Annotated in this window: 18 protein-coding genes, 3 tRNA genes and 3 pseudogenes; 17 read left to right on the top strand and 7 right to left on the bottom strand. The window is 64.6% G+C overall.

Features of this window, described 5'->3' with window-relative positions:
* From infB to BJF92_RS10780, 8 genes are all read left to right on the top strand, one after another.
* Positions 1 to 2,101 (top strand): translation initiation factor IF-2 (gene infB, locus BJF92_RS10815; protein ID WP_075634775.1); only part of this gene is annotated, 2,101 nt, incomplete at its 5' end.
* Between the two features lie 176 nt (positions 2,102 to 2,277).
* Positions 2,278 to 2,616: an Rdx family protein gene (locus BJF92_RS10810; protein WP_075634774.1), complete on the top strand. Its 339-nt coding sequence runs from the start codon at positions 2,278 to 2,280 to the stop codon at positions 2,614 to 2,616.
* Positions 2,613 to 3,056 (top strand): YqaA family protein, encoded by a 444-nt coding sequence (locus BJF92_RS10805; RefSeq protein WP_075634773.1) that lies wholly within the window; start codon positions 2,613 to 2,615, stop codon positions 3,054 to 3,056. Before BJF92_RS10810 ends, BJF92_RS10805 begins: the two co-directional genes overlap by 4 nt.
* Before the next feature lie 386 nt (positions 3,057 to 3,442).
* The gene (locus BJF92_RS10800) at positions 3,443 to 4,879 is read left to right on the top strand and encodes a phosphomannomutase (protein ID WP_075634772.1); all 1,437 of its coding nucleotides are present in this window, start codon (positions 3,443 to 3,445) and stop codon (positions 4,877 to 4,879) included.
* A gap of 191 nt (positions 4,880 to 5,070) precedes the next feature.
* Positions 5,071 to 5,155, top strand: a tRNA-Leu gene (locus BJF92_RS10795).
* Positions 5,156 to 5,368: 213 nt separating this feature from the next.
* A tRNA-Leu gene (locus BJF92_RS10790) sits at positions 5,369 to 5,453 on the top strand.
* 521 nt (positions 5,454 to 5,974) lie between these two features.
* Entirely contained in the window at positions 5,975 to 6,160 is a 186-nt protein-coding gene (locus tag BJF92_RS10785; protein ID WP_075634771.1) for a hypothetical protein, read from the top strand.
* 452 nt (positions 6,161 to 6,612) lie between these two features.
* Positions 6,613 to 6,822, top strand: a complete 210-nt coding sequence (locus tag BJF92_RS10780) for a hypothetical protein (protein WP_075634770.1) — start codon at positions 6,613 to 6,615, stop codon at positions 6,820 to 6,822.
* Positions 6,823 to 6,940: 118 nt separating this feature from the next.
* Here BJF92_RS10780 and BJF92_RS10775 read toward each other — a convergent pair whose 3' ends face one another.
* The gene (locus tag BJF92_RS10775) at positions 6,941 to 7,231 is read right to left on the bottom strand and encodes a hypothetical protein (RefSeq protein WP_078057978.1); all 291 of its coding nucleotides are present in this window, start codon (positions 7,229 to 7,231) and stop codon (positions 6,941 to 6,943) included.
* A 539-nt stretch (positions 7,232 to 7,770) separates the two neighbouring features.
* Between BJF92_RS10775 and BJF92_RS10770 the strand changes: the two genes are divergently transcribed.
* Together BJF92_RS10770 and BJF92_RS10765 are read left to right on the top strand one after the other, a co-directional pair.
* Positions 7,771 to 8,397 (top strand): ribonuclease D, encoded by a 627-nt coding sequence (locus tag BJF92_RS10770; RefSeq protein ID WP_075634768.1) that lies wholly within the window; start codon positions 7,771 to 7,773, stop codon positions 8,395 to 8,397.
* A gap of 145 nt (positions 8,398 to 8,542) precedes the next feature.
* Complete coding sequence (locus BJF92_RS10765; protein WP_075634767.1) at positions 8,543 to 9,883, top strand: hypothetical protein; 1,341 nt, start codon at positions 8,543 to 8,545, stop codon at positions 9,881 to 9,883.
* 312 nt (positions 9,884 to 10,195) lie between these two features.
* On the opposite strand, the gene BJF92_RS10760 is transcribed toward BJF92_RS10765, so the two are convergent.
* The gene (locus BJF92_RS10760) at positions 10,196 to 10,549 is read right to left on the bottom strand and encodes a DUF6665 family protein (protein ID WP_075634766.1); all 354 of its coding nucleotides are present in this window, start codon (positions 10,547 to 10,549) and stop codon (positions 10,196 to 10,198) included.
* Positions 10,550 to 10,718: 169 nt separating this feature from the next.
* On the bottom strand, positions 10,719 to 12,110 hold the full coding sequence (locus BJF92_RS10755) for a nicotinate phosphoribosyltransferase (protein ID WP_075634765.1): 1,392 nt from the start codon (positions 12,108 to 12,110) through the stop codon (positions 10,719 to 10,721).
* Between the two features lie 915 nt (positions 12,111 to 13,025).
* Between BJF92_RS10755 and BJF92_RS10750 the strand changes: the two genes are divergently transcribed.
* Positions 13,026 to 15,041 (top strand): hypothetical protein, encoded by a 2,016-nt coding sequence (locus tag BJF92_RS10750; protein ID WP_143523995.1) that lies wholly within the window; start codon positions 13,026 to 13,028, stop codon positions 15,039 to 15,041.
* Positions 15,042 to 15,532: 491 nt separating this feature from the next.
* Here BJF92_RS10750 and rpsA read toward each other — a convergent pair whose 3' ends face one another.
* Positions 15,533 to 17,239, bottom strand: a complete 1,707-nt coding sequence (rpsA, locus tag BJF92_RS10745; RefSeq protein ID WP_075634763.1) for a 30S ribosomal protein S1 — start codon at positions 17,237 to 17,239, stop codon at positions 15,533 to 15,535.
* A gap of 192 nt (positions 17,240 to 17,431) precedes the next feature.
* A complete protein-coding gene (gene cmk / locus BJF92_RS10740; RefSeq protein WP_075634762.1) occupies positions 17,432 to 18,058 on the bottom strand; it encodes a (d)CMP kinase in 627 nt (208 codons plus the stop codon).
* Between the two features lie 318 nt (positions 18,059 to 18,376).
* Here cmk and BJF92_RS10735 point away from each other — a divergent pair, with 318 nt between their 5' ends.
* The 5 genes and pseudogenes from BJF92_RS10735 to BJF92_RS10715 all read left to right on the top strand — a co-directional run bounded on the left by BJF92_RS10735 (position 18,377) and on the right by BJF92_RS10715 (position 20,364).
* Positions 18,377 to 18,763: a TIGR02300 family protein gene (locus BJF92_RS10735; RefSeq protein ID WP_075634761.1), complete on the top strand. Its 387-nt coding sequence runs from the start codon at positions 18,377 to 18,379 to the stop codon at positions 18,761 to 18,763.
* Between the two features lie 506 nt (positions 18,764 to 19,269).
* Positions 19,270 to 19,345, top strand: a tRNA-Ala gene (locus BJF92_RS10730).
* 288 nt (positions 19,346 to 19,633) lie between these two features.
* Positions 19,634 to 19,711: pseudogene (locus tag BJF92_RS26475) on the top strand (hypothetical protein); the annotation flags it as partial.
* A 97-nt stretch (positions 19,712 to 19,808) separates the two neighbouring features.
* Positions 19,809 to 19,943, top strand: a pseudogene (locus BJF92_RS26065) (helix-turn-helix domain-containing protein); the annotation flags it as partial.
* 34 nt (positions 19,944 to 19,977) lie between these two features.
* On the top strand, positions 19,978 to 20,364 hold the full coding sequence (locus BJF92_RS10715) for a GNAT family N-acetyltransferase (RefSeq protein ID WP_075634760.1): 387 nt from the start codon (positions 19,978 to 19,980) through the stop codon (positions 20,362 to 20,364).
* 75 nt (positions 20,365 to 20,439) lie between these two features.
* Here BJF92_RS10715 and BJF92_RS10710 read toward each other — a convergent pair whose 3' ends face one another.
* Entirely contained in the window at positions 20,440 to 21,297 is an 858-nt protein-coding gene (locus BJF92_RS10710; RefSeq protein WP_075634776.1) for a LysR family transcriptional regulator, read from the bottom strand.
* 178 nt (positions 21,298 to 21,475) lie between these two features.
* Between BJF92_RS10710 and BJF92_RS10705 the strand changes: the two genes are divergently transcribed.
* Positions 21,476 to 22,480 (top strand): bile acid:sodium symporter family protein, encoded by a 1,005-nt coding sequence (locus BJF92_RS10705; RefSeq protein ID WP_075634759.1) that lies wholly within the window; start codon positions 21,476 to 21,478, stop codon positions 22,478 to 22,480.
* A gap of 13 nt (positions 22,481 to 22,493) precedes the next feature.
* Here the strand turns inward: BJF92_RS10705 and BJF92_RS10700 are convergent.
* Positions 22,494 to 22,698 (bottom strand): annotated as a pseudogene (locus tag BJF92_RS10700) (IS5/IS1182 family transposase); the annotation flags it as partial.

Raw genomic sequence — 22,698 nt, 5'->3', positions numbered from 1 at the left:
CCCGGCGCGCCGCGACGATCGCACGGCCCGCCCGCAGGCCGGCCGCCCTGCGCCCGCCGCAGCTCCGGCAACCCCGGCGCCGGCCGGCCTTCGTGGCCGCAAGGCGGACGACGAGGACGACAGCAAGAGCCGTGGCGGCGCGCCCGCCCGCGGCAAGGTCACCCGGCCCGAGCCGGCCAAGGTCCCAGCCCGGCCGAAGACCGAGGACGAGCGTCGCAAGGGCAAGCTGACGCTGACCGCAGCGCTTGATGACGAAGGTGGCGCCCGCGGGCGTTCGCTGGCCGCCATGCGCCGCCGCCAGGAGAAGTTCCGCCGCAGCCAGATGCAGGAGACCCGTGAAAAGGTCACCCGCGAAGTGATCCTGCCGGAGACCATCACGATTCAGGAACTGTCGCAGCGCATGTCCGAACGCGCCGTCGACGTCATCAAGTACCTGATGAAGGAAGGCCAGATGATGAAGCCGGGCGACGTCATCGACGCCGATCTGGCCGAACTGATCGCCTCCGAATTCGGCCATACGGTCAAGCGCGTTTCGGAATCCGACGTCGAGGAAGGCATCTTCGACATGGCGGACTCAGGCGAACAGCAGCCGCGTCCGCCGATCGTCACGATCATGGGTCACGTCGACCACGGCAAGACCTCGCTGCTCGACGCCATCCGGCAAGCCAATGTGGTGGCCGGCGAAGCGGGCGGCATCACCCAGCATATCGGTGCCTATCAGGTCGAGCAGAACGGTCACAAGATCACCTTCATCGACACGCCCGGCCACGCCGCCTTCACGGCCATGCGTGCCCGCGGTGCGCAGGCAACCGACATCGCCGTTCTGGTGGTGGCGGCCGATGACAGCGTCATGCCGCAGACGATCGAGTCCATCAACCACGCCAAGGCGGCGGGCGTGCCGATCATCGTGGCGATCAACAAGATCGACAAGCACGAGGCAAAGCCGGAAAAGGTTCGCCAGCAGCTGCTTCAGCACGAAGTCTTCGTGGAATCGCTCGGCGGTGAAGTGCTCGACGTCGAAGTGTCGGCCAAGAACAAGGTCAATCTCGACAAGCTGCTGGAAGCCATCCTGCTTCAGGCCGAAATCCTCGATCTGCGCGCCAATGCGGACCGCACGGCCGAGGGTGTCGTCATCGAAGCCCAGCTCGATCGCGGCCGCGGCGCCGTGGCCACCGTGCTGATCCAGAAGGGCACGCTGCGCCCCGGGCAGATCATCGTCGCCGGCGACCAGTGGGGCCGCGTGCGCGCGCTGGTCAACGACAAGGGCGAGCACGTCAAGGAAGCCACGCCGGCCATGCCGGTGGAAATCCTCGGCCTGTCCGGCACCCCGGCAGCCGGCGACCGTTTCGCCGTGGTGGAAAACGAGGCCCGCGCCCGCGAGATCTCGGAATACCGCCAGCGTCTGGCCCGCGACAAGGCGGTTGCCCGCCAGTCCGGCCAGCGTGGTTCGCTCGAGCAGATGATGAGCCAGCTGCAGACCTCCGGAATGAAGGAGTTCCCGCTTCTCATCAAGGGCGACGTGCAGGGCTCGATCGAAGCCATTGCCGGCGCGCTGGAAAAGCTCGGCACCGAAGAAGTGCGGGCACGGATCGTCCATTCGGGCGCCGGCGCCATCACGGAATCGGATATCTCGCTGGCCGAGGCTTCGAATGCCGCGATCATCGGCTTCAACGTCCGCGCCAACGCTCAGGCGCGCACGGCGGCCGAGCGCGCCGGTATCGAGATCCGCTATTACAACATCATCTACGATCTGGTGGATGACGTGAAGGCGGCGATGTCCGGCCTGCTCTCGCCCGAGCGGCGCGAGACCTTCCTCGGCAATGCCGAGATCCTGGAGGTGTTCAACATCACCAAGGTCGGCAAGGTCGCGGGTTGCCGTGTGGTCGAAGGCAAGGTCGAGCGCGGTGCCGGTGTGCGCCTGCTGCGCGACAACGTCGTCATCCACGAAGGCAAGCTCAAGACGCTCAAGCGCTTCAAGGACGAAGTGGCCGAAGTGCCGATGGGTCAGGAATGCGGCATGGCCTTCGAGAACTACGAAGACATTCGCGCCGGCGACGTTATCGAATGCTTCCGCGTGGAGCACATCACCCGCACGCTGTAAGCGGCCGACGGGTCCAGCCATCCCAAAGCCCGTCCCGGCCAAGTGCCGGGGCGGGCTTTTTCGTGACGAGGCCGTCGAAGGCTTGAGCGTCCGGCGAGCCTGTCTTGGCCCAAGCTTTGCCACGGCATCCTTATCCTGTAGGCAGATCCTGCGACCCGAACCAGAGCGAGGCTCTCATGACCGACCAGGTTCCCCCTCCCCTCCCATCAGCGGCCGACACGGACACACCGGCGCAGAAGCCGCGCGTGAGCATTCTCTACTGCACGCAATGCAACTGGCTGCTGCGCGCGGGCTGGATGGCGCAGGAGCTCCTGCAGACCTTCTCCGACAGCCTCGGCGAGGTCGCGCTGATCCCCGGCACCGGCGGCGCTTTCGAGATCCGGCTGGATGGCGCGCTGATCTGGGAGCGCAAGCGCGACGGCGGTTTCCCGGGGCCGAAGGAGCTGAAGCAGCGCATTCGTGACGTGATCGATCCCACCCGCGATCTCGGCCATACCGACCGCATCAAGCCATGATCCTCGCAGTGCTCGGCGGCGTCTTCCTCGCGGCCTTTCTTTCTGCCACACTTCTGCCCGGCGCCTCCGAAGCCGCCTTTCTGGCGGCGGTCACCCGGGATGCAGCGCCGCCTGTCAGCCTTCTGGTCGCCGCCACCAGCGGCAATGTGCTCGGCAGCCTGGTCAACGCCCTGCTCGGACGCTTTTTTCTCCGGTTTGAGGATCGCCGCTGGTTTCCGGTCTCGCCAGCAGCGCGGGCGCGGGCGGAGCGGCTGTTCCACCGTTTCGGCCATCCGGTCCTGCTCTTTGCCTGGCTGCCTGTCATCGGCGATCCGCTGACCCTGGTGGCCGGCTTCCTGCGCATGCCGCTCCTGCCCTTCCTGGTCTATGTCACCCTCGGCAAGGCCGCCCGCTATGCCGCCCTGCTCTGGCTGGCGGATGCGGGCCGCAGCTTCTTTTGAGGGGCCTGTGTGCGGGATCGCCAGGGACCACCCGCGCTTGGGAGCGGGCTGCGCCGGGCGACCCCCGATGCCGTGGCCGAGAGGAGATGACATGCGCCGCCACATCGGGCTTCAGAGGCTTGTTCGATTGAAGAGAGCTTGACCGAAATTATGCAGCGACTTTCAAGTTGCGTTCTCAGCCTGTCGGCGTTTATGGAATCGTCGATGCTGGCGCGCGACAAGAGCGCGCGCTTGCTGTTCAACTTCGCTCGGCCTGCCCCTATGACTTGGGGGTCTGCTGCGCTCCGCCCTGTGCGCGATCGCCAAGCGATGCGGAAACAGAAGAGACAGAGCCTGCCGGCAAGAACGTTTTGCCGGAATGCTCGCGCCAACAGGAGAGACGCGTCGTGAGCCTGAAATTCGGAACGAGCGGTCTGCGTGGCCTGGTCCAGGACCTCCAGGGGGCGCCGGCGGCGCTGTATACGACGGCTTTTGCCCGCCATCTGCTGGCGACGGGCCGGATCAAGTCCGGCGATCCGTTTCTGATCGCCCATGACTTCCGCGATTCCAGCCCGGATATTGCCGCCACCTGCACGGGCGCGTTGCAACGCCTCGGCTTCCATGTGGTGGATTGCGGCGCGCTGCCGACGCCGGCACTGGCGCTTTACGGACAGGAACGCCACTGCGCTTCGCTGATGATCACCGGCTCGCATATTCCGGCGGATCGCAACGGGATCAAGTTCTATCGTCCCGACGGCGAAATCGACAAGGCCGACGAGGCGGCGATCCTTTCCACTGCCGAGGCGCTGCGCGCGGATGCGCCGATCGACGCCACACCGGGAACGGCCGACGAGCAGGGCGAGCAAGAGGCCGCGCGCCTGTTTCTCGCGCGCAACAAGGCGTTGCTGCCGGCCGGCGCGCTGAAAGGAATGCGCATCGGCGTCTATCAGCACAGCACCGTGGCCCGGGATCTCTTCGTCGATATCCTCACCCATTTCGGCGCCCAGGCGCTGCCGCTCGGACGGTCGGATGTGTTCCTTCCCGTCGATACCGAGGCGGTCTCGGCCGGCACGATTGCCCTTCTCAAGGAATGGGCGCGAGAATTTCAGCTGCAGGCGATCGTTTCGGCGGATGGTGATGGCGACCGTCCCCTGGTGGCCGACGAGACAGGCGAGCCGGTTCGCGGCGACCTGCTCGGCCTCGTTGCCGCCGACTTTCTCAAGGCCCGCGTGGCCGTCACACCCGTCACCTCGAATTCGGGACTGGAGGATTGCGGGCTCCTGCGCATCCGGCGCACGCAGGTCGGCTCGCCCTTCGTCATTGCCGGCATGCAGGCGGCAGTGGCCGAGGGGATCGGCGGGGTCATTGGTTTCGAGGCCAATGGCGGCACGCTGACCGCGAGCGAGTTCGTCATCGACGGCACACGGATCAGCCCGCTGCCGACCCGCGACAGCTTCCTGCCGGTTCTGGCGATTCTGCGCGAGACGGCGGAACGCAAGGGGCCGATGTCGGCGCTCATCCGCACCTACGCCCTCCCGGTGGCGCTGAGCGACCGGGTGGAAAACATGCCCGTCGCCACCAGCGCCGCACTCATGGCGCATCTGCGCGGCTCGCAGGAGTCTCTCGAGACCTTCCTGGCGCCGGTCGGCGAGGTCGGCCGCGTCAGCGACATCGATGGCCTGCGGGTCCGGCTGAAAGACGGGCGCATCATCCATTTCCGCCCCTCCGGCAATGCGCCCGAGATGCGCTGCTATGTCGAGGCCCGGGAAGAAGCAAAGGCCGAAGCGCTGCTGGCCGCCGGCCTGGAGCTGATCCGCGCTTTCGCGCTTGCGCACCCGGAATAAGGGCCGCCACGGCGCGGATGTCACCACGACAAATGCGACCGGCTGCCCGTCAATTTGCAGCGGGATTCGCCCCTGATGGCGGGGCGATCAAACGGATCTTCGGCGTTTGCCCGCCGCTGTCTAAAAACTTTCATGAAGATCCCATCCGGCTGTTGACAGAACGGCCGGCAGCCCGTACACCCCCGCTCGTCGCCCAGATGGCGGAATTGGTAGACGCGCAGGTTTCAGGTACCTGTGCCGCGAGGCGTGGAGGTTCGAGTCCTCTTCTGGGCACCATTTCCCTTTAAGATCCATGAGATCTCGTTTAACACCCCTCAGCGGGCTGTTGCCTTCCCCCCTAGAAATGCTTGATCTTGCCGGGTTTTCTTAGAAGCACCCGGCTTCATTGCGTTTGGCGGCATCCGTTCCTGCCAGCTCTGGACAGGCACGCAAAAATCCTTTCGCTGGCTGTTGACAGAACGGCCGGCAGCCCGTACACCCCCGCTCGTCGCCCAGATGGCGGAATTGGTAGACGCGCAGGTTTCAGGTACCTGTGCCGCGAGGCGTGGAGGTTCGAGTCCTCTTCTGGGCACCATTTCCTTTTGAAAGATACACGCGCAAGGCGCCCGGCCGAAGACCGCCGCTCGTTTCTCTCAGCTTCCTATAAATGTTCACTTGATGTTGGCTGGCAATCTGCCGGCTGGTGGCGCATTCATTGTGATTGCAGATGATGCCCTGCGGCGTTCGTACGGCCCATCGACAAAAGCGTCCTTGGGGAGATTGGCGCGATTCGCGCAGATGATGACGGCAGGCACTGAGTGACCGCAAGCGTCGAGCCGCCTGCAAAAAATCACCCCCAAGAACTTATGCTTTTTCCATTCCGGAAATAGACGAAAGTAAGAGGATAAGCTTGTGATTCGCGGTTTTGAGCGAGCGGGCGGCGCGTGAAACAGGCGTCTACCTCGCCTCGTTGAAGCGTGGCAATTACGAGGATCGACCCTTCTCGGCCCCGGGGGGCGACGGGCAGGATGTCGTGAGAAGGCCTTCAGTCAGCAGCATGACGCGGCGACGCATGGGGTCCATGCGCTTTGAAGAGCCGTGGCGGGGGGAAATGCCATGGATACACAGGAGAGCCTGCACATTTGGGCCGTGCAGCGTGCGCAACAGATCGTTCTGCGCGAGGGCATGGATCTTGCCCTGTCGGCCCAGGATTTCGACACCCGCCGCGTGCACCAGCGCGGCAAGAAGCTGGCCATGGCGATCGCCGAGTCGCTGATCGAGGCGGCAAAGGCCAGGGCCTGACGCGGCAGACAGCGAGCTGCGGCACATAGCCATCATCGCGGGGCCAATGCCCGCGCGAATCGGACCCGCGCCGTTCATCGCGTGCGACACTCCCAGATTTCGCAATTGTTGCGCGCCGCGCAGCCTCTATCCTTCAGGGTGTCGCAGCCGGGCTCGCTCGGACGCGGGCGGCCTGGCATGGCGGAATGGATGGCAGCCGGAACAGGTGCCGGGACATCGGGCCGATTCTGTCGCAATCGGGCCTTAACTGGCTGCCTGAAACATCGGACCGAAAAGCGGGAAGCGATTTTCGGAAAAATTCAATGAAAAACAAAAAGATAGCGGATCGGACTGCGACTGATTTCCAGTCCGATGCGCTGAGGGTTCGCGCATGATTGGCCGCAGCGTGGCGGCCTTCCATCAGGGGAAACGGTCAAAGGGCGAGGCCCTGGGCCGGGAGGGAGATCACGACCATGTCTTTTCTGGCGGATATGACGCTTGAGCAGCAAGAAATCACGATGATCATCAGCGCGCTCTCGCGCTGGTGCAGCGATGCCGCGATCGATGTCGACTCCGAGCCGGGTCGGGATGCGGCCACCGTGTTTCTCGGCCTTTACAAGAGCGGGCATACCTCCTGCGAGGCGCTGCTCAGCGCCATGCAGAGGGTGAATGGACAGGCCTGAAGGCTTTGAGAAGGAAAGCGGCATGTTCCCCCGCAGCCCTGCCGCGATCAAGAGGCGCCTTGCCGTGCGCAGAGCATAGAACCGAGGGTCGGTTCGACGCTTCAAAGCCGGGGAACGGTCAGTAGTCCAGGCCGCGAAGCTGGCGATAGATCGAGGGCGGCAGGCGCGGCGAGGAGAATTCCGGGCCGTCGCCCTTGCGGCAGACATTGACCGTATCGTAACGCGGATTTGCCGAGCTGAAGACGGTGTCGCGCTGCGGCACCAGCGCCTGACGGCAGTGCAGCTGATCCGGGCCGCCAACCAGCGGCTCCTGCGGCTTCACGCCCGGCAGATTGGCGAAAGGATAATCCGCCGATGCCGTGCCGACATCGCGCATCTGCGCTGCGGCCGGCGCGGCTGCCAGCAGCATGGGGAGGACCAGGGCGAGACTGACTGCCGCCCCACGCCGGGCAACCGACCTGCCTGCCTGCCAGCTTAACATGTTCCTCTCCTCCCTGCGGCACCCGGCGCAGGCCTGTGCGTCGTCGCCTTGTCATGCCATACCGTCCGCCGGCGGCAAAGCAGTCCTTTGTGGCGTCTTGGCTGGCATGTCGGTCTTGAGGACGGTCTTACAAGAGGAGCTGGGGCGGACGCGGCTTTTCGACCATCACATTCGCGTCACCCTCGCTATCGGCGCTGCCCTCTTTACTCAAGGCCGGGCGTTGGGCGGGCGCCTTGTCTCGCAATCCTATCGGAGCTAAAGCGTGTCGTGAGGGCAAAACCGGTCACTGGGCTTGCCCTCGTGACAGGCGACAAAGCAAAGACTTACAGCATCGGACCGGAAAGCGGTTTCAAGCTTTCGGAAAAATCCGACGCGAAAACGGATCGCTTGAGGCTATTACTCGGCCGTTTCCCTGGGGAACGCTCCGGGCGGCGCGCGCGAGACGATCATAGCAAGGGGCATGACCAATGGCCGCCACCATCCGCTTTCACGAAGGCGACATCTCGGCCGAGGCGGCCGCGCTCTATCGCGGCGCCATTGCGGTGGATACGGAGACGCTCGGGCTTGTGCCGCATCGCGACCGTCTCTGTCTCGTCCAGCTTTCGCCCGGCGATGGCAGCGCCGACGTAATTCAGATCGCGGCCGGGCAGAAGCAGGCGCCCCGCCTCGTCGCCCTTCTTGCCGATCCGGCCCGCGAGAAGATCTTCCATTTCGGCCGTTTCGACATCGCCGTGCTGTTCCACACCTTCGGCGTAACGACAGGCCCGGTTTTCTGCACCAAGATCGCCTCCCGCCTGGTGCGCACCTACACCGATCGCCACGGGCTGAAGGACAATCTGAAGGAGCTGTTGGAGGTGGATATCTCCAAGCAGCAGCAATCCTCGGACTGGGGCGCCGCGAAACTCTCGCAGGCGCAGCTCGACTATGCCGCCTCGGACGTGCTGCACCTGCATGCCCTGCGCGACAAGCTGACCCAACGCCTGGAACGGGACGGACGCATGGACCACGCCCGCGCCTGCTTCGCCTTCCTGCCGACGCGCGCCAAGCTGGACCTGCTCGGCTGGAACGAGACGGATATTTTCGCCCATAGCTGAAGCGAGGCGCCTGAACCGTCAGGCATCCGGTTTCAGGGGATCGCAATTCAATCAAAGCAGAAGAAAATACACGCTGTGAATGCATTTTAAGGCTTTCTTGAGCATTTCTGAGGGAAATTGCGGCGATCCATAGGGAGACCGCGCCGTGATCACGCCCTTGCAGCAGTCCGCAGGCCTCGCCAGCACTTCCGTCCTGCGCTCGATTCTTGAGCGCAAGGACGAGCAGCGCCTGGAAGAGGAAAAGAAGGCCAAGGGCGTCCCTTCGTCTGAAAGCGATGAGATGCTGAAGGCGAAGGTCTCCTCCAGCCAATCTCACGCCGCGCTCAACGACAAGATCAATGCCCATTTCTTCGGCGGACAGGCGGAGGCCGATCCCCTGGCCAAGCTGATCAGCCGCTTCGCCCAGCAGCTGGGCATGGAGCGCGTCGATGGCGAGTCGGATGCCCGGTTCGGCCAGCGCGCCGCCGATCGCATGACCCTGATAGGCGCGATCGGCCAGAAGGAAGCCGGGGATGGCGAACCGGTCACCCTTGCCCGCTTCGGCGTCACCGTATCAGAACTCGATGCGACATTGGATGGCAGCAATGCCAAGCCGAGCGCGACCGAAGCCTGGCTTGCCCGCATGGTCACGGAATTCGGCATCAGCAGGGCGTCCAACGAGAGCGACAGCGCCTATAGTGCGCGCATTGGCGATACGCTGCGCCAAGCCCGCGCGCCCATGGCCAAGGATAAGGAAGAGATCGCCCAGACACTTGGCCTGAAGGATCTGGGCATCGAGGTGGAAGACCTGATCGCCGCGATGTCCAACCCGCGCGGGCAGATTGCCAAGGATCTGTCTGCCGCCTTGCAGAAGCAGGCCAAGGAAGACAAGGGCCTGACCAAGGATCTGCAGAAGGCGCTGCAGCGGATGGACGACATCGCCGATCCCAAGTCCAAGGCCGAACTCGTCCTCGAACGCGATGGCGCCAAGGATCCGACCAGGGTGGAGGATGACGACACGCGCGCCGAGCGGGCGGCCGACATCCGAGCCAAGGAGGCGAGCGAGAAGCTCGACCATGTCAGGAAGGCACAGGATGCGCTTGCGGCCGTGAACGAGGCGGCGATCAAGACCGGGCATGCCCCGGGCGGTGACGGCCAGACCGATGCCGATCCGGGCGCTGCAGCCGGCGTCGATCCGGCAGCCGCGCTGGCCGGCGAACTTCTCCAGACGCTCGCCGCCCATGCCGAAACAGCCAAGACCATGCAGACGGCCACCGCCACGAAGGCCACGAATCAGCAAGAGGCCGCTGGCGAGCCGAAGAGCAACGAAGAGCGGGAAGCCCACCAGCTCGAGCTGGTGAAGCAAGCCGGTACGCCGGATGGCCCCAGCGAGGCCGGCATGCAGAAGCTCGACGCCAAGGCCATCTTCGCCGTCAGCGTCGACGAGATCGGCCTTTACGAACTGCTCAAGCACAAGACGATTGGTGATGCCGCCAAGGCCGCCTGATGCTGAGATGAGGAAGGGCAAAAGCGCCGATGGAGCAGCCGCCGCCACATCCGCCAAGGCCGCGTGAGGCATTGGGCCGCTGACGATTTCCCGTCCGATGTTTTGGCGCGTCATCCCATCTGACTTAATCAGATCAGAGCGTCTCAAGACTTTTTATTTGAAGCATCATCTTACTGATCCTCGTTTCACTTGGATCGGATCATGCTTCAGGATGCACGCTCCGGCAGATCCGCGACGGGGACACGGTCGATCACGGCGATCGTCATCGGCACCGGAAAGTCATCCCTTCGCTTTATTTGCTTCTTGTGGACGTCAGACCTTCGGACGGCGCACCACGCCGACGCGGGCGATCACCTCGCCCGGGATCCTGTATCGCTCGATCACGTCGCGATTGGATCGAAAGCCGCAGAGTTCCCGCTGGATGAAAAAGGCCCAGGTCACATCCGCCGCCGCATCCACCAGCGCCTCGCGCGCCGGCCCCTCGCCGCCTTCGGCATCGCCAACCCCGGCATCAAAGGCGGAGAGCGCGGCGAGCGCTGCCTCGACCTTCAGGCCGCAGCGTCCCAGCGCATCGGCGCGCTCGGCCATGATCTCATATTCGAGCGCGTTCAGCGGCGTCTGGCGACTGCCGGGAGAACTCAGGCTTTGAGGCGGGCGAAAACTCATGGCAGTCTCCTTTCCTGTGCGTGCCATCGGGATCGTCTGCCGCCGCTGGCGCTCAAGCTCGGGCCCAAAAACTTCAACCGCTTTGCGCCTGAATCCGCTTTAGGACGCAAGCGGTCGGGATCTTATAACGCTCGACCGGGCGAAACGCTCCGCCGCGATCGCGCCGGCCTCACACCATCCGCGCCAGGCGCTGCCGGATATCGTCAAGGCTCCAGTCGACCAGAAGCTCGCCATTGCGCCAGACGGGGCGCAGATGGTTTTCGCGGCCGCGCAGCTTGTCCAGATGCACGGCCTCCAGCCCCATGACGCTGTCGACAACGGCCTGACGGCCCGCCTTGGACGGCTTGACGTTCATGGAGGCAGACCGCTTCCAGACATCGTGCCAGCGGCCGTCCGTGTCCTTGCGGCCATTGGCCTTCATGGCGAAAGCATAGATGTCGCGGTTGACCTTCTGCAGGATGCCGCCGCCCATGGCGAAGACGATGTTGTCCGCCGAGAAGCCGAAGGCCTCCATCCGCCGCAGCACTTGCCCCATATCGGCCACCGAGAGACCGTCGCCCTGGATCACCCGGACGCAGGGGTTGAGCACGCGGTAGCCCTTGGAATTGATGGAGGAGCCGAAGACATAATCGAGCTGCTTGACCACATGAACCGGCGTCTCGATCGGATCGCCGCTGTCGGGGCGGATGAAGACGGTGGCGCCGCACGCCTGCACCTTTTCCTTGAGCGCCTTGCCCCAGACCTCCGTGACGGCGAGATTGATGTCGTAGCTGTCGGAGACGACGGACAGCGCGCCATAGCGGGCGAAGCGGTCGATCATATTGCCATAGGCCGCCGCTTCGCGGTCTCCGCCCCAGGCGGTGATGGTCGTGTGCTCGGCGGCCGGCATGGATCGGGCGGCCATGACGGCGCGATAGAAGCGGCGGGCCGCCAGGACGGCGGGCACATTGTCGCTGGAGGCGAAGAAGGCGAGATGGGCCGCGCCGCCGATTGCAGCCTGCTCATGCGCGCCGACGCCGCGTGCGCCGAAATCCATCAGCATGTAAGGCAGGTGCTCGCCCGGGCGATCGGCCGTCTTTTCCAGCATCTCGGCGAGCTGCCGGCGGATCTTGCGCAGCTGGCTGGCGATGGTCGAAGGATACCAGACGGCGCGCAGCATCGCCGTTTCGACATGGCCCGGCAGCCAGAAGCAGGCGGGATCGGTGTTTGTGACCTGCACCAGCGGAACGCCCCGGCGCACGCAGATACCTTCCGGCAGCGCCTCGATCTCCAGCGGCAGGATGCCGCCATGCCGCTCGACGATGTGCATCCATCCCGCGCGGTTGAAGGGCTGGCCATGGGCCGTCGCGAAGGCTTCCGCCTCCTCCACATGCGTGCGGGTGACCGGGCGGGACAGGAGCCCCTTCAGGAACATCTGCAGGCCGAAGAAGACGACATCGACCAGATCGTTCGCGCCGCGCGCCTCGATATAATGACTGATGGCAGCCGTTTGCGGCGGATATTGCAAATGATGGCCGAACTTGTAGCTGTCGGTGTCGAGGATGGGATTGTCGAAGTCCATGCTGCTCCTCCCGACAGCATCCGCTGTGTGCCCAGACACGGGATGCTGAAGATTTTGACGCGTCGGACCCGATCTCGAAAGGCACGGCGCTGCTTCGGGTTTCTCGTTTTCGCATCGGATGGATCCGAAAACCAGCTCCCGGTTTCCGGCGCGATCCTCCAAGGCATGTCGCGGAACAGGATCCCGGTTCGCGATCACGACCCACGCCAAAACAATGACTTAGAGCGCCGCACGCGAAACGGAAGGATGGCGACGCGCTCTGGCCCTGTCTCGCTCCCTCTGCTTATCGGACGAAAAGCCTTGCCCGAGGCTGGGGCCACTCCGATGCCTTAACCTTTTGTTAGGGATTTTCCGATAAATCTTCTTCATCAAGGTCGGGAGTAGCCTCTTGCAATCCGCATGATCGATGCGGTCTTTTTGCTCCGGCCCTGCGCATGATGCGCCCGCGGCACGATTTGCGCGAGGCAGGTCACGGCCAGCGGGATGCCCGGGCCGAAGCGCGCTCTGTCACTTTGACGACAGCCCAACCCGATTCTCCGATTTTTGCAGGACCGTCCTTGAAGCGCGCGCTTGACGCTATCAGGGCTCATTCCTGCCAGAACGCCCCATGATGCGGCGTCCTCCGTTTTGCCGATGGCCTGCGCGTTCGCCAGATCGCGCGCTTCGTACGCATCCGGCGCTGACCGGGCCCACACGCCGGGTCAGGCCTTGACGGAGGCCCAAGAGAGATACCCAGCGCGGACGCCTGCCCGCGCATGGCGGAACCGGAACAGCAAGGAGCGAGAGCATCGGCCCGAGAAGCGGGAACGGGTTTTCGGAAAAATCCGATGCAAAAACATGAATATAGAGCATTTGACTGCGTAGGATTTTCAGTCTGATGCTCTAGGCGAGAAGACGCCGATGCGGAGCAACAGCATGACCAGCGCGATCGAGAACCGCGCGCCATCCAACCATGGCGACGCGATGTCCCAGAGAGACCGAACGGCGCCGCAGGCGACGCCGACGCGCCATGCCGATGCGATTCTCAAGATCATCGACGTTCTCGTCCGCCAGCTGTCGGACAGCCCGCTCTCGACCCGTCTGGCGCTGACGCGGCTGATCGAGACCCTGTCAAAGATCCTCGACATTCCCCCCCTCCCGCAGGAAACGCTGCGCGACTTCGCCAAGCGCCTGTCCGCCGCCATCGAGGCCATGCCGCCCGCCGCGCGGGCAGCGCTGGAAAAGCAGCTCGGGCAGCGCCCACTCGTGACCGCCCTGCGGCTGCTGCTCGATACGCTGCGCAACGAGGCGCCGCCCGCGCTGCCGCGCCCTGCCAACCTGCCGCTCAAGGCCTTCGAGGTGATCGACCGGCAGAAGGCAGCTCCATATCCTGTGCCAGAGGCCGGTCCGGCCCGGTCCGGCCCGCCGAACCGGCCGCAGGCGACCCATGGGGCCGCCCCCGCGCAAGGGGCGAAATCCGCCACCGCCGAGCCGGCTGCCATCCGCCTGCCCACGACAACGCCCACGACACAGCCTGCGCCGGCCGCGCAGCCGCCATCGGCCGCGCCGAGCCTGTCGGCGCCGCAGCGCGCCGCAGCCATCGCCATGGCTGCCGAGGCGCGCGCCGCGGAAGCGCGGCGCACAGGCCTGTCTTCCCAGGGCCCCGCCGCCTCGGCCAGCGCTTTGCCCCAGCCGGAGATCACGGCACCCGTGCCAAGCCAGAGCGGCGCGCGCCCGCTGCCGCTGGCCCAGCCTGCACCGTCATCGCCTGTGCTCCCTTCTCCTCTTGCCGCCCAGGCCGCGTCATCGTCCGTGACCACGGCAACGGACGAGGCAGGAACCGAACGGCCGCTCGAGCCGCAGCCTTCAGAGGCCGCGGAGAGGGAGGCCGCGCCGGCGCAGGAAAGCGAAACGACGGCAGCCCTGCAGCGTGCACGCAGGAGCGCCACCACCAAGGATGGCATTCCCCTACTGAAGACCGCGATCGACTATCTCTCGCGCTCGCCTGATGCCGTCAATTCGCTGCTGCGGATCGTCACCGCCCTGCGGACGCAGGAGGAGAGTGCGCGGCCGCCGGCCGCCCTTCTGGCCGCCGCACGCGGCTGGAGCAGCGATGAGGCGGGAAGCCTCGAGGCTCGCGCAGCGGCGGCCGACAGCGCCGCCCCTGCGGATGACGCGGCCCCGACTGGCCCGGCCCGACGCGATCCCGCGGCAGCGCGCCCGGCACAATCCGTTGCGTCGCAGGACCGTGTGGGTCCCGCGGATGATGCGCAGCCGACACGCGCAGATCTGGAGGGTAAGGATCAGGAAAGCATGCTGGCGGAAATGCCGGCGTCAGAGCTGATCGAGACGGAAGCAACGACGCTGCTGTCGCTGGGCCGCCGGCCTGCGGCCGCCCCGGCGCTGCCGCCCTTGCTGGACGAGACGAATATGGATGCGCTGATCTCGGCGCTGGCGGACGAGGCGGATCCGGACCGATCCGACGCGCCCGCGCTCGGACCGCGCGCCCGCACCGGCGGTAACGGCGAAGCGCTGAGCCCGCAGGACGATGCCCAGACCACGGCGCGCGCTGCTGCGGAGCGCAGTGTGGCGCTGCCGCCCAGCCGCCCGCAGGATCTCGGCGATCTCGGCATTCTGCGCCCTTCGGAAAATGTCATGCAGGACTGGATCGCGCTGGCCTTCGCCGCCGCGTCCCTGCCGCCGAAGGACGTCAAGCCGCGCCGGCCGGACAATCTGCCAACCGAGCGGAGCCAGCCGCTCGGCAAGGATGATCGCGACGGGCAGAAGCGCCGTGGCCAGTCGCCTGCACGCGACCAGGATGAACCGGCGCAGAACCAGGAGGACGGCGAGAGCAGCCCTGATGGCAATGGCGAGGACAATGCCGGCGATGCCTATGCGCTTTACCGGCACATGGCGGGCTTCGATCCCGAGGAAAAGGCGCCGGAGGCCTGAGCATTCGGCCGGTTTGCCGCCGCGTCGATGCGACGTTGCTCAGTCACGCGAGGTCTTGGGTCAGGGCTCGACCAGAACGGCAAGCTCTGTGTCCGTCGTGGGACCTGAGCGAAAAAATTCGCTCGATTGCGCCATCAGCCTCCGCAACAGCCGACCCTGGTTCGAGCCCGGGGACGCTGACCGAAAGGGTTGCGCCTCGGCGGGCGCTGGAGCAGCGGACTGAAAATCAAGCGCAGTCTGATGCTCTGGAATTTTGTTTGTGCATCGGATTTTTCCGAAAGCCGGCTCCCACTTTCCCATCCGACGCTCCGGCCACACGGCCCCCTACCGAAACCGCCGGCACCAGAACGTATGAAGCCCGCGACACCGGGGCAACCGCCCCCAGCCGGTCGGCTGGAAAGAACGGTTGCCGCGGATGTCGCGGGCTTCAGATCATGTCCGATCCATCGCCGCGCCGGTCTTGAGCGACCGGCGCGGCGACGGGAAGCGGATTACTCGGCGCCGCCGCGGTTCTTCAGAGCCGCGCCCAGGATGTCGCCCAGCGAGGCGCCCGAGTCGGACGAACCGAACTGTGCAACGGCTTCCTTTTCTTCGGCGATTTCCAGCGCCTTGATCGAAAGCATGACCTTGCGGTCCTTCTTCGAGAAGTTGGTGACGCGGGCATCGACCACCTGGCCGACCGAGAAGCGCTCGGGGCGCTGTTCGTCGCGGTCGCGGGCCAGATCGTTGCGGCGGATGAAGGAGATGATGTCCTCGTGGTTGACGAGCTTCACCTCGATGCCACCATCGTTGACGGCGATGACTTCGCACGAAACGACAGCGTTCTTGCGCAGGTCGCCGGAAGAAGCGGCTTCGCCGACGGTGTCGCGGCCGAGCTGCTTGATGCCGAGCGAGATGCGCTCCTTATCGACGTCCACATCGAGAACGACAGCCTTGACGACGTCGCCCTTGTTGTATTCCTCGATGACCTGCTCGCCCGGACGGTTCCAGTCGAGGTCGGACAGGTGCACCATGCCGTCGACATCGCCTTCGAGGCCGATGAACAGACCGAATTCGGTCTTGTTCTTGACTTCGCCTTCAACTTCCGTGCCAGCCGGATGGCTGTGCGCGAAGGCCTGCCACGGGTTCTCGAGCGTCTGCTTGAGGCCGAGCGAGATGCGGCGCTTGGTCGGATCGACTTCGAGAACGACCACGTCGACTTCCTGGCTCGTGGACAGGATCTTGCCGGGGTGAACGTTCTTCTTGGTCCAGGACATTTCGGAGATGTGGATCAGGCCTTCGATGCCCGGCTCCAGCTCAACGAAGGCACCGTAGTCGGTGATGTTCGTGACGGTGCCCGAAATGCGCTTGCCCGTCGGATACTTCGTGCCGATGCCATCCCACGGATCCGACTCGAGCTGCTTCATGCCGAGCGAGATACGGTGGGTTTCCTGGTTGATGCGGATGATCTGAACCTTGACCTGCTGGCCGATGGACAGGATCTCCGACGGATGGTTGACGCGGCGCCAGGCCATGTCGGTGACGTGCAGCAGGCCGTCGATGCCGCCGAGGTCGACGAACGCACCGTAATCGGTGATGTTCTTGACGACGCCGTCGACAACCTGGCCTTCTTCGAGGTTCTGAACGATTTCAGAACGCTGCTCGGCGCGGGACTCTTCGAGAACCGTGCGGCGCGAGACGACGATGTTGCCGCGGCGCTTGTCCATCTTGAGGATTTCGAAGGGCTGCGGATTGTGCATCAGCGGGGTGACGTCGCGGATCGGACGGATGTCGACCTGCGAACGCGGCAGGAAGGCGACGGCGCCGTCCAGATCGACGGTGAAACCACCCTTGACCTGGTTGAAGATGACGCCTTCGACGCGCTCGCCGGCTTCGAACTTGGCTTCGAGCTTGATCCAGCTTTCTTCGCGGCGAGCCTTCTCGCGCGACAGAACGGCTTCGCCCAGCGCGTTTTCGATGCGCTCGACATAGACCTCGACTTCATCGCCAACCTTGAGCGTGCCGTCCTTGGCCTTTGCGCCGAATTCCTTGAGCGCGATGCGGCCTTCGACCTTCAGGCCGACGTCGACAACGGCAACGTCCTTTTCGATGGCGGTGACGATACCCTTCGTCACATAGCCTTCGGCCAGGTCGTGCTGCGCAAAGGATTCCTGCAGGAGCGCTGCGAAATCATCGCGGGTGGGGGCTGCTTGAGACATGAATTCTCCTGAATGCGCGCGTCCGTCCTCAAAATCCAGAGGAGCCTGTCCGTGACCGAATGGACCCGGGACCGAATTGACGAAGGGAACGCTGGCGCTGCGCCGGGGGTTCGTGTTGATCATATCCGAACTCCATCCGCTCCCGGGATCATCGATCGGGGAGCTTTTCCGGCGCGGGGATGGCAGGTCGGGTTACGGTTTCAGGGCCGCGTCGACAAACGTCTTCGCCGCCAGAAATGCGGCCTCTATACTCATTTCCGACGTATCGATCAAGTGCGCGTCCGGTGCAGGACGCAAAGGGCTGTCGGCGCGCTCCATGTCGCGCTGGTCACGCTTGCGGATATCGGCCAGCACCTCGAGAAAATCCGCCGTCTGGCCCATGGCCGTCATCTCGTCGAAGCGGCGTCGCGCGCGCACCTCGGCCGAGGCGGTGACGTAGAGCTTCACCGGCGCCTGAGGGCAGACCACCGTGCCGATGTCGCGCCCGTCGAGAACCGCGCCGGGCGGGGTCTCGGCAAAGCGGCGCTGCGCGCGCACCAGCGCCTGGCGCACGGCGGGCATGACGGCGATGCGCGAGGCGGCCTCGCCGATGGCATGGGCCGAGAGCACGCTGCGGTCGAGCCCGGCGAGATCCACGGCTTCCGCAAATCCCTCCGCCGTGCGCTCGTCATCCAACGGCTGACCGGCCTCGATCAGCGCCCGGGCCACGGCGCGATAGGTCAGCCCCGTATCCAGATGGTGGAAGCCGTAATGGGCGGCCAGGCGGCGCGACAGGGTCCCCTTGCCCGCGGCTGCGGGTCCGTCGATGGCGATGATCATGGTCTGCCTCTCCTTATCGATCGTCTCAGGGGCCTTGTGCCCGGCCGAAACGGCGCGTATCTGACCGGACAATGCGTCCGCCCCTCCCCGCCGCTGCCCTTCTCTAAGGCAAGGCCAAGGCGGATGCCAAGCCGCTGGCTCCTCGTTCAGGCGCCGATTCGGCCTGCGGAGACGTGGCATCCGCAAGGGCGCCCCACAAGTTTCGCTTTGACATGTCCTGCCTGGACATTTATGGGGACCGACACATTTTCAATCCCCTTCACCGCCGGACGACCGGCTGGTGGCCGGCCCGTGCCGGCCCTTTGCGAGGCTTCGACAGTGGCAAAACCGGAACTTGGAACCAAGCGCATCGACCCGGAAACGGGCCGTAAATTCTACGATCTGAACAAGGATCCGATCGTTTCGCCCTATACGGGCAAATCCTATCCCCTCTCCTATTTCGAGGAAACATCCGTGGCCAAGGTCATGGAAAAGGCCGAGGAAGAGGATGTCGCGGAAGTCGATACCGAAAACACCGAGGTCGAACTGGTCTCGCTCGAGGAAGCCGAAGACGGCGCCGCTGGCGACGATCTGCCGGATCTGGGCGATGACGAGGTCGAGATCGACAGCGACGACGACGACACCTTCCTGGAGCAGGACGAGGACGACGACAATAACGGCCTGTCCGACCTGATCGGCGTCTCCGACGACGACGAGGAAGCCTGATCCTTTTCGGATCGCAGGACTGAACAGCAAAGGCGCCGGGGAAACCCTCCGGCGCCTTTTCTTTTGCGCAGAGAGATCGGTGGCCCATCTGCGACGACAAAGATCGACCAGCCATCTTCAAACATCGCGCGCCTCTCCTCCCGCATCGGCCGCGCCTCCCCTTCCCTTGCCCTGCCGTGTCGCGGAGCTCGTCTGTTCCCCGGCAAGCGTAACCATGCCGTCACAGGCAAGCCGGCCCGGCCCGCCGCCGAACCGCTCTTTGCGGCCCTGCCCTTAAGGCGGCAAAAGAATTTCGACCGCTCTCCTTGTCCCTCACCGTTCCCCGAAGTGCTTCAAAAGCCTGGAAAATCAGGCGTTCCGGCGCCGTGCCCGCCGCCCGCCGAAACTTTTTTCGCCCGATCGAATTTTTCCGCTTGCAAAGGAAACGGGCCCCGTCTAATAACCCGCTCGTGGCCGGGACGAAGCGAACGGACACGACCCGGACCGGTCTTCACCGGAACCCTTATGGGGCTATAGCTCAGCTGGGAGAGCGCTTGCATGGCATGCAAGAGGTCAGCGGTTCGATCCCGCTTAGCTCCACCAAATCTTCCTGTAGATTAGATAAGATATCCAGCTAAACAGATTTTTACCGCACGGCATGTGCTCACAGCGATGCACGTCTTTGCTCCGACTGCGGACATATGTGCTATATGTGGCAAATGCTTTGAGCGGTTGAGACTCTCGACATCGTTGACGCCGAAATCGCGGCCTTACCTTCTCGCCTTCGAGCACGTCTTGTCCGTCTGATGGAAGTAGGCGAGCGCGTCGGCGCTTGAGCAGCTGCGGGAGCCACACGTCAAGCATCTGGACGGAAAGCTCTGGGAATTGCGGGTGGCAGCGTCCGAGGGCATTGCGGGCGGAATTCATGTGACCATGACAGGTCGCCGCGTCATCGTTCTCTATGTGTTCGTCAAGAAATTGCGGAAGACCCCGAAGGCCGCTCTGACATTGGCCAAAGCGCGGATGAAGCAGGTGACGTCATGCCAAGGTGTGACAGGCAGACCTTGCCAAGCGTCTTGGAACCACGCAGTCCGCCATTGCGCGCCTGGAAGGCGGCTGGGCTTCCCCGTCCTTGTCAACGCTGCGCCGATATGCCGAGGCGACAGGTGCCAGACTTGAAATCACGCTCGTCACGTCTTGACGGTCCATCGTCCTCTCCTTTTGAGCATATCGACATGATTGAGATCGTCACAGACCCCTTCCCCTCGGCAAACGATCTCAATACGCTTTGGCAGGCAGCCTGGGGCGAGAGCGCGGCGCGGGACTTCGCGCCTGTGCTCGCGCGCAGCCTCGTACATTTCGGCGCCTATGCCGACCGGCGCCTGATCGGCTTCGTCAATGTCGCCACAGACGGCGACCGCCATGCCATTCTTCTCGATACCTGTGTTCATCCCGAATTTCAGCGGCAGGGCGTGGCCACGCGGCTGGTCACGATGGCAGCCGACGAAGCCGCGCGGCGCGGAGCGCAATGGCTCCATGTCGATTACGAGCCGCAGCTTGACGCCTTCTATCGCGGCTGCGGTTTCCGGCCGACCGCTGCGGGGCTCATGAAGCTGCGGTAGAGCAGCGCACCGAAAAGCGGAAACCGGTTTTCGGATCGACGCAAAGCCAAAAGACGCCGATCCCTCTCTCCACATTCATCCCCCCGCGCGCGGCATGATCCGTGAAACGATCTGGTGCGACAGCGCCTCCACCAGCTCGGCATCGGCGCCGCGGCGCGGGACGAGGACGAATTCGACATCGTCGAGGACGGGCAGCAGTTCCGAGGGGATCTCCTTCAGGCCTTCGGGCGCCATGCTGCGTGGCTGGACCAGCACGCCCATGCCGGCGCGCGCGGCGGCTGTCAGCCCGGTCAGGCTGGAGCAGGTGCAGACGATGCGCCAGCTGACGCCCGCGCGGTCGAGCACCTCCTGGGCCACACGGCGGGTGATGCTGGGCGGGGGAAAGGCGATCAGCGGCAGCGCGCCGGCGCGCGCGGCGATCCGCTCCGGCTCGCGCGCCAGCCAGACCAGCGGTTCGCGATAGAGCAGCCGGCCCTTGGCCTCGCCGATCCGGCGCTTGGCCAGGACCAGATCGAGCTCGCCGCCATCCTGCAGCCGATAAAGCTCGGCGCTGAGTGCCACCGTCAGCTCGAGATCGACCAGCGGATGCAGGCGGATGAATTCGTGCAGGATGTCGGTAAGACGGTTGGCTACCACATCCTCGGAGACGCCGAGCCGCAGCCGGCCGCGCAGCCGGCTTTCGCCGAACAGGGAAAAGACGCGGGCATCGAGCGCCAGCATGTCTCGGGCATGGGCAAGCAGCGCCTCGCCGTCTGCTGTCAACCGCACGCTATGGGTGTCGCGGGCGATCAGCCGCCGGCCAAGCGCGGCCTCCAGCCTCTGAATATGCTGGCTGACGGTGGATTGCCCGAGCCCCAGCCGCTCGGCGGCGGCGGTGAAGCTGCGGGTTTCCTCCAGCGTGACGAAGCTCGCGAGATGGTGCAGGTTCAGCATGGTCATCGCGTATCTCGATAACTGTTAGTTTTTGCATTTGATTTCATGATAGGCCAGAGAGGGTCATCTGTCCCGCGCAAGTGCAATCCTTGCCCTATGTTATCCGCACGAACGGGGCCGCCGGCCCGGATTGCAGGACGCGGGCGAGCACGATGCATGAAGATGAAGGAGCCCTGAGATGAAACGCTTCCTGCCCGACAGCTTCACCCTGATGCTGGTGGCGACCGTGGCGCTGGCCTCGGTGCTGCCGGTCAGCGGCGTGATGGCCGGCTATTTCGGCACGGCGACGAATCTCGCGATCGCGCTTCTGTTCTTCCTGCATGGGGCGCGGCTGTCGCGCGATGTGGTGGTGGCGGGCCTCCTGCACTGGCGGCTGCACCTGACCATTGTCCTGACGACCTTCGCCATTTTCCCGCTGCTGGGCCTGGCGATCGGCTTCGTACCGGCAAGCATCCTGCCGCCGGAGCTTTACATGGGCATCCTGTTCCTGACGGTCCTGCCTTCCACCGTGCAATCCTCCATCGCCTTCACCTCGATGGCCGGCGGCAATGTGCCGGCGGCGATCTGCGCGGCGTCCGGCTCCAATCTCTTCGGCATGTTCCTGACGCCCCTGCTCGCCAGCCTGCTTCTGACGACCACGGGCGAAGCCGGATTTTCCGCTGATGCGCTGGAAAAGATCGCGCTGCAGCTGCTGCTGCCCTTCGTGGCGGGGCAGGTGCTGGAACCCTGGATCGGCCGATGGGTGCGGTCGCACAAGAAGATCCTGACACCGGTCGATCGCGGCTCGATCCTGATGGTGGTCTATGCCGCCTTCAGCGAGGCGGTGATCGAAGGCCTGTGGCACACTTATTCCATCGCCGATCTTGGCGTGGTGCTGCTGATCAATCTCGCACTGCTCGCCGTGGTGCTCTGCCTCACCATGTTCGGCAGCCGGCTTCTCGGCTTTTCCAAGGCCGACGAGATCGCCATCACCTTCTGCGGCTCGAAGAAAAGCCTGGCCAGCGGCGTGCCCATGGCCAGCGCCATCTTTGCCGGCCAGAACATCGGCGCCATCGTGCTGCCGCTGATGCTGTTCCATCAGGTGCAGCTGATGGCCTGCGCTGTCATCGCCGCCCGCTATGCCCGCGCTGCCGCCGCCAAGGATTCGGCGAAGGCCCCGGGGGGCGCAGAAGCCGCCGCCTAAGGCCCGTTGACATTCATTTGAGCCGAAGGTGTGCCGCGCGCAGGAAGATCCAGGCCATGAAGCTGACGTCTGTCTTGTCGTAGCGGGTCGCGATGGCCCTGAACTGCTTGAGATCGCAGAAGAAGTTCTCGATGAGCTGGCGCCAGCGATACATGGCGAAGTCGCAGGCAATCGGCTCCTTCCTGTCAGCCTTTGGCGGGATGACCGCCTGGATCTGC

Origin of the sequence: Xaviernesmea rhizosphaerae (genome assembly GCF_001938945.1) — a bacterium.
Lineage (GTDB): Bacteria > Pseudomonadota > Alphaproteobacteria > Rhizobiales > Rhizobiaceae > Xaviernesmea > Xaviernesmea rhizosphaerae.
The sequence above is the reverse complement of the archived record's forward strand: the minus strand, read 5'-3'. Positions and strand labels throughout refer to the sequence as shown.

Bases quoted from the DNA above. Each gene is read 5' to 3' on its own strand.
- BJF92_RS10810 (WP_075634774.1), top strand. From the start codon at position 2,278: ATGACCGACCAGGTTCCCCCTCCCCTCCCATCAGCGGCCGACACGGAC.
- BJF92_RS10805 (WP_075634773.1), top strand. From the start codon at position 2,613: ATGATCCTCGCAGTGCTCGGCGGCGTCTTCCTCGCGGCCTTTCTTTCT.
- BJF92_RS10785 (WP_075634771.1), top strand. From the start codon at position 5,975: ATGGATACACAGGAGAGCCTGCACATTTGGGCCGTGCAGCGTGCGCAA.
- BJF92_RS10780 (WP_075634770.1), top strand. From the start codon at position 6,613: ATGTCTTTTCTGGCGGATATGACGCTTGAGCAGCAAGAAATCACGATG.
- BJF92_RS10775 (WP_078057978.1), bottom strand. From the start codon at position 7,231: ATGCTGCTGGCAGCCGCGCCGGCCGCAGCGCAGATGCGCGATGTCGGC.
- BJF92_RS10770 (WP_075634768.1), top strand. From the start codon at position 7,771: ATGGCCGCCACCATCCGCTTTCACGAAGGCGACATCTCGGCCGAGGCG.
- BJF92_RS10760 (WP_075634766.1), bottom strand. From the start codon at position 10,549: ATGAGTTTTCGCCCGCCTCAAAGCCTGAGTTCTCCCGGCAGTCGCCAG.
- BJF92_RS10755 (WP_075634765.1), bottom strand. From the start codon at position 12,110: ATGGACTTCGACAATCCCATCCTCGACACCGACAGCTACAAGTTCGGC.
- BJF92_RS10750 (WP_143523995.1), top strand. From the start codon at position 13,026: ATGACCAGCGCGATCGAGAACCGCGCGCCATCCAACCATGGCGACGCG.
- rpsA (WP_075634763.1), bottom strand. From the start codon at position 17,239: ATGTCTCAAGCAGCCCCCACCCGCGATGATTTCGCAGCGCTCCTGCAG.
- cmk (WP_075634762.1), bottom strand. From the start codon at position 18,058: ATGATCATCGCCATCGACGGACCCGCAGCCGCGGGCAAGGGGACCCTG.
- BJF92_RS10715 (WP_075634760.1), top strand. From the start codon at position 19,978: ATGATTGAGATCGTCACAGACCCCTTCCCCTCGGCAAACGATCTCAAT.
- BJF92_RS10710 (WP_075634776.1), bottom strand. From the start codon at position 21,297: ATGCTGAACCTGCACCATCTCGCGAGCTTCGTCACGCTGGAGGAAACC.
- BJF92_RS10705 (WP_075634759.1), top strand. From the start codon at position 21,476: ATGAAACGCTTCCTGCCCGACAGCTTCACCCTGATGCTGGTGGCGACC.